This window comes from Candidatus Pelagibacter sp. HIMB1746, assembly GCF_052047555.1.
Taxonomy (GTDB): Bacteria; Pseudomonadota; Alphaproteobacteria; order Pelagibacterales; family Pelagibacteraceae; genus Pelagibacter.
Genome location: NZ_JBNAJZ010000001.1, coordinates 115,744 through 129,970, shown reverse-complemented (window position 1 = coordinate 129,970; position 14,227 = coordinate 115,744). Strand labels below are relative to the sequence as shown.

Below are 14,227 nucleotides of genomic sequence, written 5' to 3'. Positions count from 1 at the left end.
TTCATAGTATTTCTTTGAAGAATAAAACTTATTCTGAATTAAATGAGATTGCTGCAGAGATTGCACCAGGTGAAAATCTGAGTCAGTCGAAGACAGTAGAAAGTCTGGTTTTCTTTTATAGATCACTTCATCCTAAAACGAAGGAGTCTATAAATGACAGTAAGTCAGAACAAAAAACCAGCTGCTAAAATTGAAAATTCTAAATTAGCCAAATTTTTTAGAAAATATTTTAATAAACAGCAGCAACATATAAATCAAATCTACTTAGATAATGAGCTATTGGCTAAAATGCTTATGGAATATGCGGATGCATATCTCAGACTGTATAATGAGTATCAGGAGAACCTATCAGTCTACAAAAAAAATCAGAAATTATTCCAAAAGCAACTAAGAGACTTTGACACCATGATGTCTTTTGCATGGTCAGCTGATGAAATGGGTATCGATACTAAGTCAGATGTCATCACCTTTACTAAAAAAGAAAAGCTTAAATATATACAAGACTACACCATAGAGTTTGACCAGACACTGATGGAGAGTGGCAAGAAAATTGAAAAATTGAAGCTTATCAAAAAAAAGAAGGAGGCCAATGACTGAAGCATTTTGGACACCTGAAAAAAAAGCTGACTACAGAAAACTCTTAGAAAGAAGAGAAAAAAGAAGAAAATATCATCGTGATTACATGAACCATCACCGAAGAAACGGAAGGTATATCGTTAAGTATATCAAAGGTGAAGGTAAGCGATATTTCAAAACTACAGATGACTACATCAAATATTTAAAAAGTAAAAGGAGACGTAAGTAATGCCTAATCTAGAAGAAGTAAAAAAATTTTCAGAAATATTTAAAGGTGCAATAAATAAACATGGCACCTTAGATTATATCGACAAAGTAACTGGAAAAAAGAATGCTCATGAAGAGTCTCAACCTTTTCCTTATGAAGCACACCTAAGTGGTCAACTTAAAGGTTTGTCACCTGTTAATGAAGAGACTTTGATGTGTAGCTGGGGTGGTATCGATATAGATCTTCCATTGTCAGTAGATAAATTTCCAGGTGAAATTTGGAGTAAAATTGGAACTAGATTTTTTTGTTTTTTAACACCTAGTAAAAGATGGAGAGTTTTAGATTTCTTTGATGAACCAATGCCAGTGGAACAGGCTAACGAATACGTTAAAAATTTAGAGGCAGAAGTTGCCAAAAAACTTAATATTAAAGTAGATACTGTTTCAACAGCACCTACAATTCCTAGTGAAAAAGGTGCAGTCGGCAGATGGTTCTTCCTACCCTATTCATTTGATTATGACGTTTGTTATTCACCAGGTGGAAATCCATTATCATTACAGCAATTCTTCTTTAGGTATAAATACAGAAGTCATCCAATTGTAGTCGCTGCAGTTGGCATGACAGGTAAAGGAGAAGTAGGAAGCAGATCAAAAGCATTATTCAATGTTGCACTCTATAAAAAACATTTTGAATGTGACGTATCTTTAGAAGAGCTGAACCTGCAATTTGCTACTAAGCTTAATGAAAGAGATTTCTTAAAAGAAGAAAAACATGTTTTAAAAACCTGTGAAAAATATGACCAGAAATATTTTATCAATGGTCAAAGTAAATGGATAAAAGAAATGACGGGTCATAGACCTTGTTTAGACGCAAAAGGTCTTGTCGTCATTCCTGATGGACTTGTTGCTGCACACATTTATATTTTAAGCAGAACAGGTTGGTATGAAACTAGTGATCAACAATTTCTTTCAAAAGAACAACTGAACGACTGGTATAAATCTGAATACAAAGATTTTTCAGGTGAGCTGTTAAAAAACTCAGCTACAACAAAAGTTAAAAGTTACTTCACCCATCCTGGTCTACCACCAGGAGTCGTTTATATTGAACCAGGTGAAATCAAGGGATTTAAACCAGGTGAATATTTAAATATTTATCAAAAGCCTGATTTAAAAGCAGTGAAAGGTGAATACCAGCAGTTTGATGACTACTATTGTTACCTGTTAGGTGAAGACAATTGGAAAATAGAGAAACAAAAACTGGCATTTAATTTAAATGCTGAAAGTGAGCACCAGCACTACTTAGAGACTGGCTATGGTGGACTTAAAACTCAATGGTTCTCTATCTGGCACTCAAAAGCTCATGGCGTTGGTAAAGGTCTGTTCGCACTATTTGTACAAGCTATGTTCGGCCCCGCTAATGTTAGAACCAATGTAAAATTTGATCAGTTAATAGATGGTCACTCTACTATTATCGATGGCGCACAAACCATCTTTTTAAATGAAGTTGCTCTGAACAACACATCTAAAATGAAAGATAAATCTGAAAAAATAAAAGACATAATTACTGAGCCAGAAATAATGGTAAATCCTAAATTTAAAGATCCTGTCCATATACCTAATTTAGCTAACTTCTACATGTTTTCTAACTCAGATAAACCAATGCATATTGCTGGAGAAGACAGACGAACATTTGTCATTGATATTGATAAACCTAAAGAGCAAATAGTGCAGCGTCTTGCGCAAGATAAAGATGCAATTCTTAAAGCTATTCAAGATCCTTCAGCGTTTAAATACCATCTTTTAAATGACATCACTTACGACAGAAAAATGTTTTTTGAAGATGCACCAATGAACAAAGCTAAAGAGAATATTATCTATGCTAATAAAGATGACTTCGTCAAAGTAATGGATGAGTGTTTTGCAGATAAAACATTTCCTTTTTGCTCTGAATGGACAAAAAAATACAATGGTGATCTTGATGAATACTGGTCTTATGAAGGTTTTCTAAATACTAAAAAAACCTTCTTTGCTCTAAAAAAACATCAAGATTTTAAAAATCTATATTTCAATCTCGAGAGTGTTGAATCTTATTTAAAAGATAATTGCTGCAAGTGGCCTAATGGTAAGCTGACAGTGCAACTTAGATGCGCTAACGGAAGTAGACCTCGAGTTTACCTAATGGAACATCGAGAACATGAAGGTAAACTTATTACTGACATGACTGATAGAGAGCTTGGAATTCTTTATGAAACTAGGAAAGGATTTGATGTTTGTTAATGACACCTACTAGTAAAAAAAGAAAATCAGCTCTGCTGCAGAATATGGTTAGAGATAAAATTCTCAAAAGTTTTCCGCATTTAAAAAAGAAGGATGTTCTAACAGCAGCTACAGGTCAAAATGGACCTGATATTGTGTTGTCTAAGGTTGCTAAAAAGCTGGTTGGTGTACAGTTCGAATGTAAGAACCAGAACAAGATGAAAACTATCTATGACTGGTACAAACAGTCAGCTAAAGGTAACCATAAGTTGATGCCTTGTGTGGTTATGAAGATGAACACAAGAGAACCTATTGTAGTAATATCAATGGAAGATTTTTTTGATCTCATAAAATAATTTCTCATGTCTCACTCACTCACCCACTTTTAGAAAACCTCTTTGTTTTGTGAGGGATGCATGAAATATATAATCCTATTAATGAAAAACCCTTGAGACAGTTGAGACAGCTGAGACAAGTACGTGAAATAAAGCTTAATGGATCAATGTTTACTCACATGTCTCAGAAGATATTTTTAAAGGACTAATAGAGTTAGTAAAAATGGTGCACGTCCAGTAAGATGGGGATGTAATTCAAGGTAACCAAAATAACTAAATAAATGACTACAAATAAGAAGTACAACTTAACAAGATCAGACTTTGCGAAAAAGCTAGGTATTACAAGGGATACTTTAAAGAAGAGAATGAAGCGAGGTCACTATGCAGACGTCTATATCGTAAAAGAGGGGAAATATTTTTTTAACGGGGATACAGGAGGCTGTCCTATTAAAGTTAATTCCCCAACTTTAAATCGTCCCCACGTACCCAGAAAACGGAACAGAGGTAATCACTTTACAAGTACAAATCCAAAATATTCAAACCAACTAAGACAACATAATGAAATGAAGATGTTGGCTAAACTAAAACATAATGTTGATCCTGAAGTACAAGACTTAATTCCTGAAGCAGTGGAACTGGCTAAACAGAAAAAAAGAGAGAGGCTGCAGAAGCAGCTAAACACACCTATAGTCAGACCTTACAGTAATGGTATTGAAAATATGAGTAAGACACATATTCAAACACTTGGTCTTGAGCCTATTAGCTCACAGCCTCGAGGTACAATTCCATTTAAAACTGATTATAAAGAATTATTTCCACAACCAAAAAATGAGTATGACAGCTACCTAGAAGAGAACGATGTTCAGCCTACCAGGAAGCTCTATTGGTGACACTTTAGGTTGACCTATAGTTTAAAGCAAAATTCCAGGACTTATATTCGTTGAATTTCCAGCTGCTATTTCTATATTGAATTTACTTACAATTTACTTACGTTTGCTGCAGCTGATGCCAGTTGGTTGCAGCAGACCTTCAAAACGTCATAAAAAAGAACATAGAATCATGGTGAAACACCCTTGGTCGACCTCCAGATAACTATTTGTCTTCCTAGAGATCTCTAAAAGTGTTATGGTTATTGAAGAAGAACGTACACATAACTCAGCGCTAGACATAGCGAAAGCGGGATCGGTCGTCTTTAAATTAACTTTTAAAGGAGGCTTTATGAAATTTGGTTATTTTTGCAACACCACTAACTGGACACACAAACCGTATCATCAATTATTAGACGAAACTAAGGAAATCACAGAATATTGTGATCAAAATAATTGGAACTCTATTTGGTTTACTGAACACCACTTTAATCATGAAGGAATGGAGTCATGCACTAACCCAATAATGATGGGGGTAGATGCAGCTGCAAGAACAAAAAATATTAGAATAGGACAAGCCGCAAATGTAATTACATTTCATAATCCTATAAGACTAGCAGAGGATATTGCTACACTAGATCAACTTTCAAAAGGAAGAGTTGAGGTAGGTGTTGCTAGAGGAATTTACGGTAGAGAAGCAATCAATTTGAACAAAGAAGCTGATCTTAAAGACCAGGCAAAAAACTTCAGATTGTTTGCTGAAACACTTGAAGTTCTAAAAAAAGCATGGAGTGAAAAGTTTTTTAGTCATCAAGGTGAGTTTTATACATATCCTTCTCCAAATTATGTTTGGCAACATGACATGAGTCCACCAAGTGAAGAATTTATGAATATGGAAGATAACACGATGAAAAAAATTAGTGTTTTACCACAACCTTTTCAGAAACCTTATCCTCCTATTCATCAAGTAGTTGATGGAATTAGATCAATTGAGTGGGCAGCTGAGAATAATATAAATATTATAATGTGGATACCAACAGTTAAAGCTCTAAAGGCAAAATTTGAAGCTTATAAAAATAAAAGATCTGAGGTAACCAAAAAAAATATTCCTTTAGGTGAAGGTGTATCTCTTGTTAGAGACATGTTTGTAGCTGATACAATGGAAGAAGCTAAAGAAAAAGCTGGTGAACACATGGTAAATTATATGCGTTGGGTTTGTCATTGGCGTGGTCTAGGCAATCATATGGATCCAGGTGAAGAACTTCCAGAGACCAAAGGTAAGCTGGATTTATTAAATTATGAATTTTTACACAAAAGAAATATGTTATTTGGAACGCCTGAATATGTTATTGATAAAATTCATGAATTAAAATCTGAATTAAATTTACAAAACTTGCAAGTTTGGTCAAACTTTCCTGGTGTTAAACATAAAGATTGTATGAAAAGTATTAAACTTTTTACAGAAAAAGTGATGCCTCATTTTCAAGATAATTTAGGTACTGAAGTTAAAAAAGTTTCGTGATCAATTCCAAAAAAAAAATAAGCGGTGGTCAAGCTGCCGTTAGAGCTCTTAAGAGAGAAAAAACTAAACATGTTTTTGGTTTAATTGGTTCTGCAACAATGGAAATGTTTGATGCTCTTTATCATGAAAAAAGTATAAAATTTATTGGAGTTAGAGACGAAAGAACAGGCACTCATATGGCTGATGGATATGCAAGAGCGTCTAATAAGCATGGTGTAATTATTGCAGGCCAAAATGGACCAGGTGCAACAAATTTAGTGACCGGGGTAGCGCAAGCAAAAGCCGCTTTCTCTCCTGTAGTTGCGATTGCAGGTTCTTACTCAACAAAAGATAAAATGGAAGATGCTTTTCAAGGCTTAGATCAACAATCCTTGTTTGCTCCAATTACAAAAAAGACTTGGACTATAAAAAATTCTAAGATTGTTCCTAAAGTAATTGGCGATGCATTTGATTTATCAATGAAACCAAGAAGAGGACCTGTTTGTATCAATCTTCCAAGAAATATATTAGCGGAAAAAAATACTTACAATATTAGTTTAAATAAACCTTCGTTCTCAAGTGAAAGTAATCTTAAAGCAAATAAAGAGAGGATAAATAAAGCAACTAAATTGCTACTGAAATCAAAAAATCCAACAATAATTGTTGGGGCTGGAATAAAATATAACTCAAAATATAGAGAAGTTATTAAATTGGCAGAATTGCTTAATATTCCAATTGTTACAGCCGCAGGTCATGGAGATGCCATACCATTTAGTCATAAATTAAATGCAGGGCAAATGGGACCAAGAGGCAATCCTGTTGCATCAAGATTAGTCAAGGAAGCAGATATTATTTTGGCAATCGGTACTCGACTAGGATTTAATTCAACATTTTACTCTTATGAAAATATAAATAAAAAAGCAAAAATAATTCAAATTGAATTAGAAAAAAAAATGATTGGAAAGTATTTTCCAGTATCAATAGGAATTCATGCAGATGCTGCAACAGCCACTGTTCAATTATATAAAGAAATTAAAAAAGAAAAAATAAAATTAGATGTAAAAAAATGGACTGATTTGTATTTTAAAGAAAGAAAAGAATTTTTAAATAAGAGAGAAAATGAAAATTTAGGAAAAAATTTTCCAATCCAACCAAAAGGTTTGTTTAAACAACTAAGAAAAGTATTACCTAAAAATTCAGCGATCACTTTAGATGCAGGAACCTTGTGCTTACAAGCAACAGACGCTTTAGAATACTATGATCCCCCTTCTCTATTTACACCTTTAGATTTTGGCCTAGTTGGTTTCTCTTTCGCTTGTGGACTTGGAGTTAAAGTTGCAAAACCCAAAAAAACAGTTGTAAGTTTGATGGGCGATGGTGGTTTTGGAATGACTATTTCTGAATTAAGCACAGCTGTTGAATATGGAATAAATACAACAACTATAGTGATGAATAATCAAAGTTGGGGAGCCGAAAAAGCTTATCAAAAAGATTTTTTTGGTAAAAGATATTTAGGTGCTGATATAACAAGTCCATCTTTTGATAAAGTTGCCGAATTATATGGGGCAAAAGGATTTAAAGTTAAAAAAGTTTCTGAAATAAATGAAGCAGTTAGAGCAGCAATTAAAAGCAATAAACCTTCTGTGATTGATGTTGATGTAGATCCGAAAGCATTATACAGTTTTAGAAGAGATAGTTTTCAACATAGAATTAAAAAATGAAATTAGAACTAAGAAAATTTACAAAATTTGTAGACAAAACTTTTATTGAAGGAAGCAAGGAAGCAAAAGAGCCTGTATTATTAGTATCTGTTGCTGCAGTTTTTAAAAATCCATGGCATGGTCAAGGATTCGTTGAGGACTTAAGACCAACTATTTTAGATCTAGCTCCTAAGTTAGGTGATTTACTTGTTCCAGAATTAATAAAAGAAATAGGATCTCCAGAAAAAATACTAGCATATGGTAAAGCAGGAGTAGTTGGACTGGATGGAGAAATTGAGCATGCATCAGCTTTTATTCACACTTTGAGATTTGGAAATAAATTTAGAGACGCTGTGGGAGGCACATCTTATTTAAGTTTTACAAATACAAGGGGACCAGCTGGATCAAAAATTTCTATTCCAATGATGCATAAAACAGACTCTGGGTTAAGACCTTATTATCTAACACATGAATTTACTATACATGATGCACCATTTAATGATGAGGTGGTAATTGCGATAGGTGGAGCATCTAGTGGAAGGGCACACGCTAGAACAGGTGATCGATATCAAGATATGAAAGAAATGGGAATTGAACCCAAATAAATCTTGATGACCACTGGAACTACTACTTCTGGAACTTTTTACTCATACATAAAAAAAGACCAAGAAATTCCAATTGTATTTGTTCATGGTGTAGGTTTAACCCACGAGATTTGGAAACCTCAATTAGATTTTTTTAATGATTATAGTACTCTTGCATATGATATTCTTGGTCATGGAAAATCATCTTTAGATAAGGAAATAATTTCATTTGATGACTTTTCTGATCAATTAATTGATTTAATTAACCACCTTAATATAAAAAAAATTCATTTGGTTGGTTTTTCAATAGGTTCTTTGATTGCGAGAAATTTTGCTATCAATCACAGTTCACATTTACAATCACTAACTCTTTTATGCTCAATATATAAAAGGACCGAAGAGCAACAAAAAATTGTAAATCAAAGATTTGAACAAGCAAAGAAAGATCTTAAATTGTCAAGACAAGCTCTTAAAAGATGGTTTACAGACAAGTATATTGAAAACCATCCAAGTATTTATGATAAAATTAGCTCTATTTTAGCAGCTAATAATATGGATCATTTTCTGAAAGTTTATGAGCTGTTTGCAAAACATCAAAATGATGAAGATTTTAATAAAATTCAAAATCACACTTTAGTTATGACTGGAGAATATGACATTGGCTCTACAGTTAAAATGTCTCAAGAATTAAATGCTTTAATACCAAAAAGCCAATTAAAGATAATCAGGGATGGAAAACATCTTTGTGGTATTGAGTGTGCCGATGATGTAAATTCAACTCTTAACAATTTTATCAAAGAAAATGAGTAAACTTAAAAAATATCAAATGTATATTGATGGACAGTGGGTCGATGCTGAAAACAATAAAACATTTGAAACTTTAAACCCTGAAAATAACGAACCTTGGGCAATTGTTCCCGAAGCAAGTGCTAATGATACTGATAAAGCAGTTAAAGCTGCGCAAAAAGCATTCGAAGGTGAATGGCCTAAATTACTTCCTAAGGAAAGAGCAAAATTTTTAAGAGCTATTGGAGACCAGTTAAGAGAAAATGCAGAAATGCTTGGGGAAATAGAAACAATAGATACAGGAAAATTGTTTAGAGAAACAAAAAAACAAGCAATCTATATTGCAGAATACTATGATTACTACGCAGGTTTAGCTGATAAAGTTGAGGGTACAGTTTTGCCAATTGATAAACCGAATATTCAAGCAATAACCACTAGAATACCTATAGGTGTGGTAGCAGCCATTATCCCTTGGAACTCACAAATGTTTTTAACTGCTACTAAATTAGCTCCAGCACTAGCAATGGGAAATACTGTTGTAATTAAATCATCAGAACTAGCACCTGCGGTATTATTTGAATTTGCCAAATTAATTGAAAAAACTGGGATACCCAAAGGAGTGATAAATATCATAACTGGATTTGGAGACCCATGTGGAAAAACTTTAACAACGCATGATTTAGTTGAAAAAATTGCTTTCACAGGTGGACCAGAAACCGCAAGACATATAATTAAAAATTCAGCAGAAAATCTTTCTGAAGTGAGTTTAGAACTTGGAGGAAAAAGTCCAGTGGCTGTTTTTGATGATGCTGAGCAAGAAAATGCAATAAATGGAATTACAGCAGGAATTTTTGGAGCAAGTGGTCAAAGTTGTATAGCTGGTTCAAGACTTTATATTCAAAAAGGTATCTATGAAGAATTTTTAAACAAACTTTCTGAAAGAGCTTCTAAAATAAAAATAGGAGCACCTATGGATCCTGAAACTGAAATGGGCCCTTTGAGTAATTTTAAACAATTAGAAACAATAGAAAAAAATATTAAAGAAACAATTGATCAAGGTGGAAAAATTAAATGTGGTGGTGAGAGACATTCTTTTTCAAATAAAGGTTATTATTTTCCACCGACTATAATTGAATGTGATAATCATAATTTACCTGTTGCAGAAAATGAATTATTTGGACCTGTTTTATCAGTAATGAAATTTGATACTGAAGAAGAGGTTATCTCAAAAATGAATGACAATCAGTATGGATTATCTTCCGGAGTATATACCAGCAATTTATCAAGAGGTATGAGAGTATCCAAAGCAATTAGAGCTGGAATAACATTTGTTAATACTTACAGATTAATTTCACCGTCAGCTCCATTTGGAGGTATCAAGGATAGTGGATATGGTAAAGAGGCAGGAATTGACTCAATTAAAGATTACACAAGAGTAAAAACAACTTGGTTCTACACATCAGATGAACCATCTTTAGACCCATTCTCTATTAGATAATAGTTTAAAATAAGCCAATTTTGTCATTGAATATTCAGATTATTCATACTTAAATTAGATTTTATAAATTGTTAACAATAAAGAGGAAGATAATGAGAAAACTATTTATCGCTGCATTTATGTTTGTATCAAGCTTTGGTTCAAACGTTATTGCAGACGGACATTCGATCAAAATGGGAATCATTTTAGGATTTACAGGTCCTATTGAATCTCTAACTCCAGCTATGGCTGCATCTGCAGAGCTTGCATTTAAAGAGGCTTCAGATTCAGGTTCATTACTTGGTGGAAAAAAAATTGAAGCAATGAGAGCAGACTCAACTTGTGTTGACTCAGCAGCAGCAACAGCAGCAGCTGAAGGTTTAATTTCAGGTGGTGTAGCTGCAATTATGGGAGCTGACTGTTCAGGTGTAACAGGTGCTATTGCAACAAATGTTGCTGTACCAAATGGTGTTGTAATGATTTCACCTTCAGCAACTTCTCCAGGATTAACAACTCTAGATGATAATGGATATTTCTTTAGAACAGCTCCATCAGATGCTAGAGGTGGTCAAATCTTAGCTGACATTACAAAAGACAGAAAAGTAAAAAGTGTTGCAATCACTTATACTAACAATGACTATGGAAAAGGTTTAGCTGATGTTTATAAAGCAGCAGTTGAAGCTCATGGTATTAAAGTTACAACTGTAACTGCCCATGAAGATGGTAAAGCAGATTACTCATCAGAAGTAGCAACTCTTGCTTCTGCTGGTGGTGATGCTGTAGCAGTTATTGGTTATCTTGACCAAGGAGGAAAAGGAATTATTCAGGCTTCTTTAGACTCTGGTGCATTTGATACTTTCGTTTTATCAGATGGTATGATTGGTCAATCATTAGTTGATGCATTTGGTAAAGACTTGAGTAAATCATTTGGATCTCTACCAGGTTCTACTGGTAAAGGTGCTGGTGTATTTGCAGAAGTTGCAAAAGCTGGTGGTATAGATTCATCTGGTCCTTACACAGGAGAGTCTTACGATGCAGCTGCTTTAATCGTTCTTGCAATGCAAGCGGGTAATTCTGCTGACAGAGCATCTATTGCAAAAAATGTAATGGATGTTGCTAACGCTCCTGGTACTAAAATCTACCCAGGTGAATTAAAGAAAGGTTTAGACTTACTAGCAAAAGGTAAAAAGATAAATTACGAAGGTGCTACCGGAGTATCTTTTACTGAAGTTGGTGAAGCTGAAGGTTCTTTCTTAGAGCAAGAAGTTAAAGGTGGAAAATTCAAAACTAAAAAACAAAGATAATTTAAATCTTATTTTAAAAAGCCCTGGTAAATTAGTTTGCTGGGGCTTTTTTAATATCTGCTCTTAAAATTACAAATAAAATAATTATCAAAAAAGGAATACACATAAAATTTACTATTTTCCAACTCAACAATGAAATTAAAATTCCTGCTGATAAACTTCCAATTGCTGTAGCAGAAAAAACTATTAGATCATTAAATCCTTGGGCTTTAAATTTTTCTTGCTCATTGTAAGTGGTTACTAATAAGCTGGTTCCTGAAATATATAGAAAATTCCATCCTATTCCTAAAAATATCAATGAGGTAAAATAATTTATAAAAGTCGGCTCAAATAAACTTAATGATATTGTCAAAGCATAAAAAAAAACTCCCATGTACATTATATTTGAAAAACCAAATCTCTTTATTAGGTTACCTGTGAACAATGATGGAAGAAACATTCCAAGTACGTGAAATTGGATAACCAGTCCAACTTTGTCTACACTTAATTTATGGACATAATGCATACTAATTGGAGTAGCTGTCATTAAAAATGCCATAACCACATAACCAAAAGTAGCAGCTACAATTGCTTGTAGAAATTTTGGATCAGAAATAAATTCTTTGTAAGTCCTAACATTAGTATTTGTTAAATTGTTATTGTTAGTAATTTTTGAATTTTTATAAAAACTTAAAAAAATTGCAGGCATAATAGTAAGACATGCTAATGCGATATACGATCCAACATAAACATGATCACTAATTAAATCTTTTGTTTTATTTGCTAAAGTAATTCCTATGAATGCAGAGACAATTCCAGCTAACAAAAGCATAGAAACTGCCTTAGGTGCTTTATCTTTTTCAACTGTTTCAGCTGCTGCAAATCTATACTGATGAATGAAAGCCATTCCAGTACCAAGTAAAAAACAAGAAAATGAAAATATTATGAAGCTATTAATAAAGATTGAGTATGCAGCAAGTAAACAAGCTAAAGAGCTACCTATAGATGCCAAAACAAAACCTAAACGTCTGCCAATTATTGACATAACTTTTGCAGCAAAAATTGTAGAGATTGCTATACCAACTACATAAATTGAAGGAGGAAAAGTGGCTAATGATTTAATAGTTGAAAGCTGACTTCCGATTATTCCACTTAAAAAAACTGTTACATTGGCTGCTGTGAAACCAAAAACTTGGCTTGAAATAAGAAGTGAAAGATTTCTGTTCATTAAAACATATACTTGTCAGCCATATACATAGCCCAAGCAATAGCAGCACCTAAAATAATATATTTCATGTTTAATTATTTTATTTCTATTTTTTCTGGAAGTATACCTTTAGGTCGGTACCTCATTATGAATAACAAACCTAAACCCATCAATAAAAATCTAAAATAAGGAACACTTTCAATAAGATGAGCTTTGATAGCGTTTGTTTCAGGAATACCTGCTGTAAAGAAGTTAATTAAAAACATTGAAATTGGTGCTGCTTCGATCCATAAAAACCATACAACAAAGCCACCTAAAATTGCACCAAAGTTGTTTCCACTTCCTCCAACAATTACCATGACCCAAATTAAGAATGTATATCTCATTGGTCTATAACTTCCTGGTGTAAATAATCCATCCTGAGTTACTAGCATTGCACCTGCAATTCCAACAATTGCTGAACCTAAAATAAATATTAGCAAATGTTGTTTTACAACATTTTTACCCATAGCATTTGCTGCTTCTTCATTATCTCTTATTGCTCTCATCATTCTTCCCCATGGAGAATAAAGAGCTTTCTGAGTAAGAATTAAAAGTACTATAACAACAACTAAAAACAAACCTGAGTAGCATAGTTTAACAAATATTGAAGAACCTTCGATTACAAATTGATTTAACGCTGCTTGTCTTTCGGATAAATCAGTAATTAGATCTAACTTACTAGATTTAAACTTTTCTACTAAATTTATAAACCAATCAGTGGTCTGCAGATCGACCTCATATGGAGCTGGCCTCTTTAAGCCAATAACATTTTTAACACCTCTAGTTAACCAGTCCTCATGCTTAATTATTGCTATTACAATTTCTGAAATCAATAAAGTTGCGATTGCTAGATAATCAGCTCTCAAACCTAAAGCAACTTTTCCAACTATAAAGGCTAAACCTCCAGCAAATAATGCACCTACGATCCAGGAGAAAATGATAGGTAAACCAAACCCACCGAGAAAACCAGTAGTTGCAGGATTTACAGCTTCAATTTTTTCAATACCTGGTTCTGCTGTAACTCTGATAATTATGATAGCTGCAATAATTAAAGCTGCAATACTGTAAGTTCTTAATTTTGATTTTTCAAAATTTTTCAAAATAAATCTGATAACTAAAACCATTACAATGATGAGCCATAAGCACATTAAAATATCAAATCCACCAGCTCTCCATGCTTCTTGAACAGGATCAACTGAAATTATTACTGCAGCGAGACCCCCTAAAGCAGTGTATCCCATTATTCCAAAATTTATTAAACCAGCATAACCCCATTGTATGTTTGCACCCATGGTCATGACTGCTGAAATTAAGCAAAGATTAAATATTGATAATGCAATATTCCATGATTGAAAAATTCCAACTAATAGAATTAGAACCATCATGATACTGTATGCTGCAATAACG

The 14,227-nt window shown here is 33.3% G+C and carries 13 protein-coding genes; 11 read left to right on the top strand and 2 right to left on the bottom strand.

Translation table 11 applies throughout. The annotated features are described in order from the left end of the window. Positions 1–153: 153 nt before the first annotated feature. The 11 genes from ACTTBM_RS00700 (at position 154) to ACTTBM_RS00650 (ending at position 11,592) form a co-directional block, all read left to right on the top strand. Positions 154–597, top strand: a complete 444-nt coding sequence (locus tag ACTTBM_RS00700; protein WP_440634296.1) for a hypothetical protein — start codon at positions 154–156, stop codon at positions 595–597. After that, a complete protein-coding gene (locus tag ACTTBM_RS00695) occupies positions 590–805 on the top strand; it encodes a hypothetical protein (RefSeq protein WP_440634295.1) in 216 nt (71 codons plus the stop codon). Before ACTTBM_RS00700 ends, ACTTBM_RS00695 begins: the two co-directional genes overlap by 8 nt. After that, on the top strand, positions 805–3,060 hold the full coding sequence (locus ACTTBM_RS00690; protein ID WP_440634294.1) for a primase-helicase family protein: 2,256 nt from the start codon (positions 805–807) through the stop codon (positions 3,058–3,060). Before ACTTBM_RS00695 ends, ACTTBM_RS00690 begins: the two co-directional genes overlap by 1 nt. Next, positions 3,060–3,395 carry a hypothetical protein gene (locus ACTTBM_RS00685; protein WP_440634293.1) on the top strand — a complete coding sequence of 112 codons (336 nt, stop codon included), beginning with the start codon at positions 3,060–3,062 and terminating at the stop codon, positions 3,393–3,395. Before ACTTBM_RS00690 ends, ACTTBM_RS00685 begins: the two co-directional genes overlap by 1 nt. Before the next feature lie 260 nt (positions 3,396–3,655). Beyond that, entirely contained in the window at positions 3,656–4,264 is a 609-nt protein-coding gene (locus ACTTBM_RS00680) for a hypothetical protein (protein WP_440634292.1), read from the top strand. A gap of 328 nt (positions 4,265–4,592) precedes the next feature. Beyond that, on the top strand, positions 4,593–5,762 hold the full coding sequence (locus ACTTBM_RS00675; protein WP_440634291.1) for an LLM class flavin-dependent oxidoreductase: 1,170 nt from the start codon (positions 4,593–4,595) through the stop codon (positions 5,760–5,762). After that, complete coding sequence (locus tag ACTTBM_RS00670; protein ID WP_440634290.1) at positions 5,759–7,462, top strand: thiamine pyrophosphate-binding protein; 1,704 nt, start codon at positions 5,759–5,761, stop codon at positions 7,460–7,462. The genes ACTTBM_RS00675 and ACTTBM_RS00670 overlap by 4 nt, the downstream gene beginning before the upstream one ends. Beyond that, positions 7,459–8,046: an amino acid synthesis family protein gene (locus ACTTBM_RS00665; RefSeq protein WP_440634289.1), complete on the top strand. Its 588-nt coding sequence runs from the start codon at positions 7,459–7,461 to the stop codon at positions 8,044–8,046. The genes ACTTBM_RS00670 and ACTTBM_RS00665 overlap by 4 nt, the downstream gene beginning before the upstream one ends. Before the next feature lie 6 nt (positions 8,047–8,052). Further along, the gene (locus ACTTBM_RS00660; protein ID WP_440634288.1) at positions 8,053–8,835 is read left to right on the top strand and encodes an alpha/beta fold hydrolase; all 783 of its coding nucleotides are present in this window, start codon (positions 8,053–8,055) and stop codon (positions 8,833–8,835) included. Continuing rightward, positions 8,828–10,309, top strand: a complete 1,482-nt coding sequence (locus ACTTBM_RS00655) for an aldehyde dehydrogenase (protein ID WP_440634287.1) — start codon at positions 8,828–8,830, stop codon at positions 10,307–10,309. The genes ACTTBM_RS00660 and ACTTBM_RS00655 overlap by 8 nt, the downstream gene beginning before the upstream one ends. A gap of 92 nt (positions 10,310–10,401) precedes the next feature. Beyond that, positions 10,402–11,592, top strand: a complete 1,191-nt coding sequence (locus tag ACTTBM_RS00650; protein WP_440634286.1) for an ABC transporter substrate-binding protein — start codon at positions 10,402–10,404, stop codon at positions 11,590–11,592. Positions 11,593–11,623: 31 nt separating this feature from the next. Here ACTTBM_RS00650 and ACTTBM_RS00645 read toward each other — a convergent pair whose 3' ends face one another. Next, positions 11,624–12,799, bottom strand: a complete 1,176-nt coding sequence (locus ACTTBM_RS00645; RefSeq protein ID WP_440634285.1) for an MFS transporter — start codon at positions 12,797–12,799, stop codon at positions 11,624–11,626. Positions 12,800–12,873: 74 nt separating this feature from the next. Then, positions 12,874–14,205, bottom strand: a complete 1,332-nt coding sequence (locus ACTTBM_RS00640) for a branched-chain amino acid ABC transporter permease (protein ID WP_440634612.1) — start codon at positions 14,203–14,205, stop codon at positions 12,874–12,876. Between the last annotated feature and the right edge of the window lie 22 nt (positions 14,206–14,227).

Excerpts from the sequence above, each read along its gene's own strand:
- ACTTBM_RS00700 (WP_440634296.1), top strand. The coding sequence starts at position 154 with ATGACAGTAAGTCAGAACAAAAAACCAGCTGCTAAAATTGAAAATTCT.
- ACTTBM_RS00695 (WP_440634295.1), top strand. The coding sequence starts at position 590 with ATGACTGAAGCATTTTGGACACCTGAAAAAAAAGCTGACTACAGAAAA.
- ACTTBM_RS00690 (WP_440634294.1), top strand. The coding sequence starts at position 805 with ATGCCTAATCTAGAAGAAGTAAAAAAATTTTCAGAAATATTTAAAGGT.
- ACTTBM_RS00685 (WP_440634293.1), top strand. The coding sequence starts at position 3,060 with ATGACACCTACTAGTAAAAAAAGAAAATCAGCTCTGCTGCAGAATATG.
- ACTTBM_RS00680 (WP_440634292.1), top strand. The coding sequence starts at position 3,656 with ATGACTACAAATAAGAAGTACAACTTAACAAGATCAGACTTTGCGAAA.
- ACTTBM_RS00675 (WP_440634291.1), top strand. The coding sequence starts at position 4,593 with ATGAAATTTGGTTATTTTTGCAACACCACTAACTGGACACACAAACCG.
- ACTTBM_RS00665 (WP_440634289.1), top strand. The coding sequence starts at position 7,459 with ATGAAATTAGAACTAAGAAAATTTACAAAATTTGTAGACAAAACTTTT.
- ACTTBM_RS00660 (WP_440634288.1), top strand. The coding sequence starts at position 8,053 with ATGACCACTGGAACTACTACTTCTGGAACTTTTTACTCATACATAAAA.
- ACTTBM_RS00655 (WP_440634287.1), top strand. The coding sequence starts at position 8,828 with ATGAGTAAACTTAAAAAATATCAAATGTATATTGATGGACAGTGGGTC.
- ACTTBM_RS00650 (WP_440634286.1), top strand. The coding sequence starts at position 10,402 with ATGAGAAAACTATTTATCGCTGCATTTATGTTTGTATCAAGCTTTGGT.
- ACTTBM_RS00645 (WP_440634285.1), bottom strand. The coding sequence starts at position 12,799 with ATGAACAGAAATCTTTCACTTCTTATTTCAAGCCAAGTTTTTGGTTTC.
- ACTTBM_RS00640 (WP_440634612.1), bottom strand. The coding sequence starts at position 14,205 with ATGATGGTTCTAATTCTATTAGTTGGAATTTTTCAATCATGGAATATT.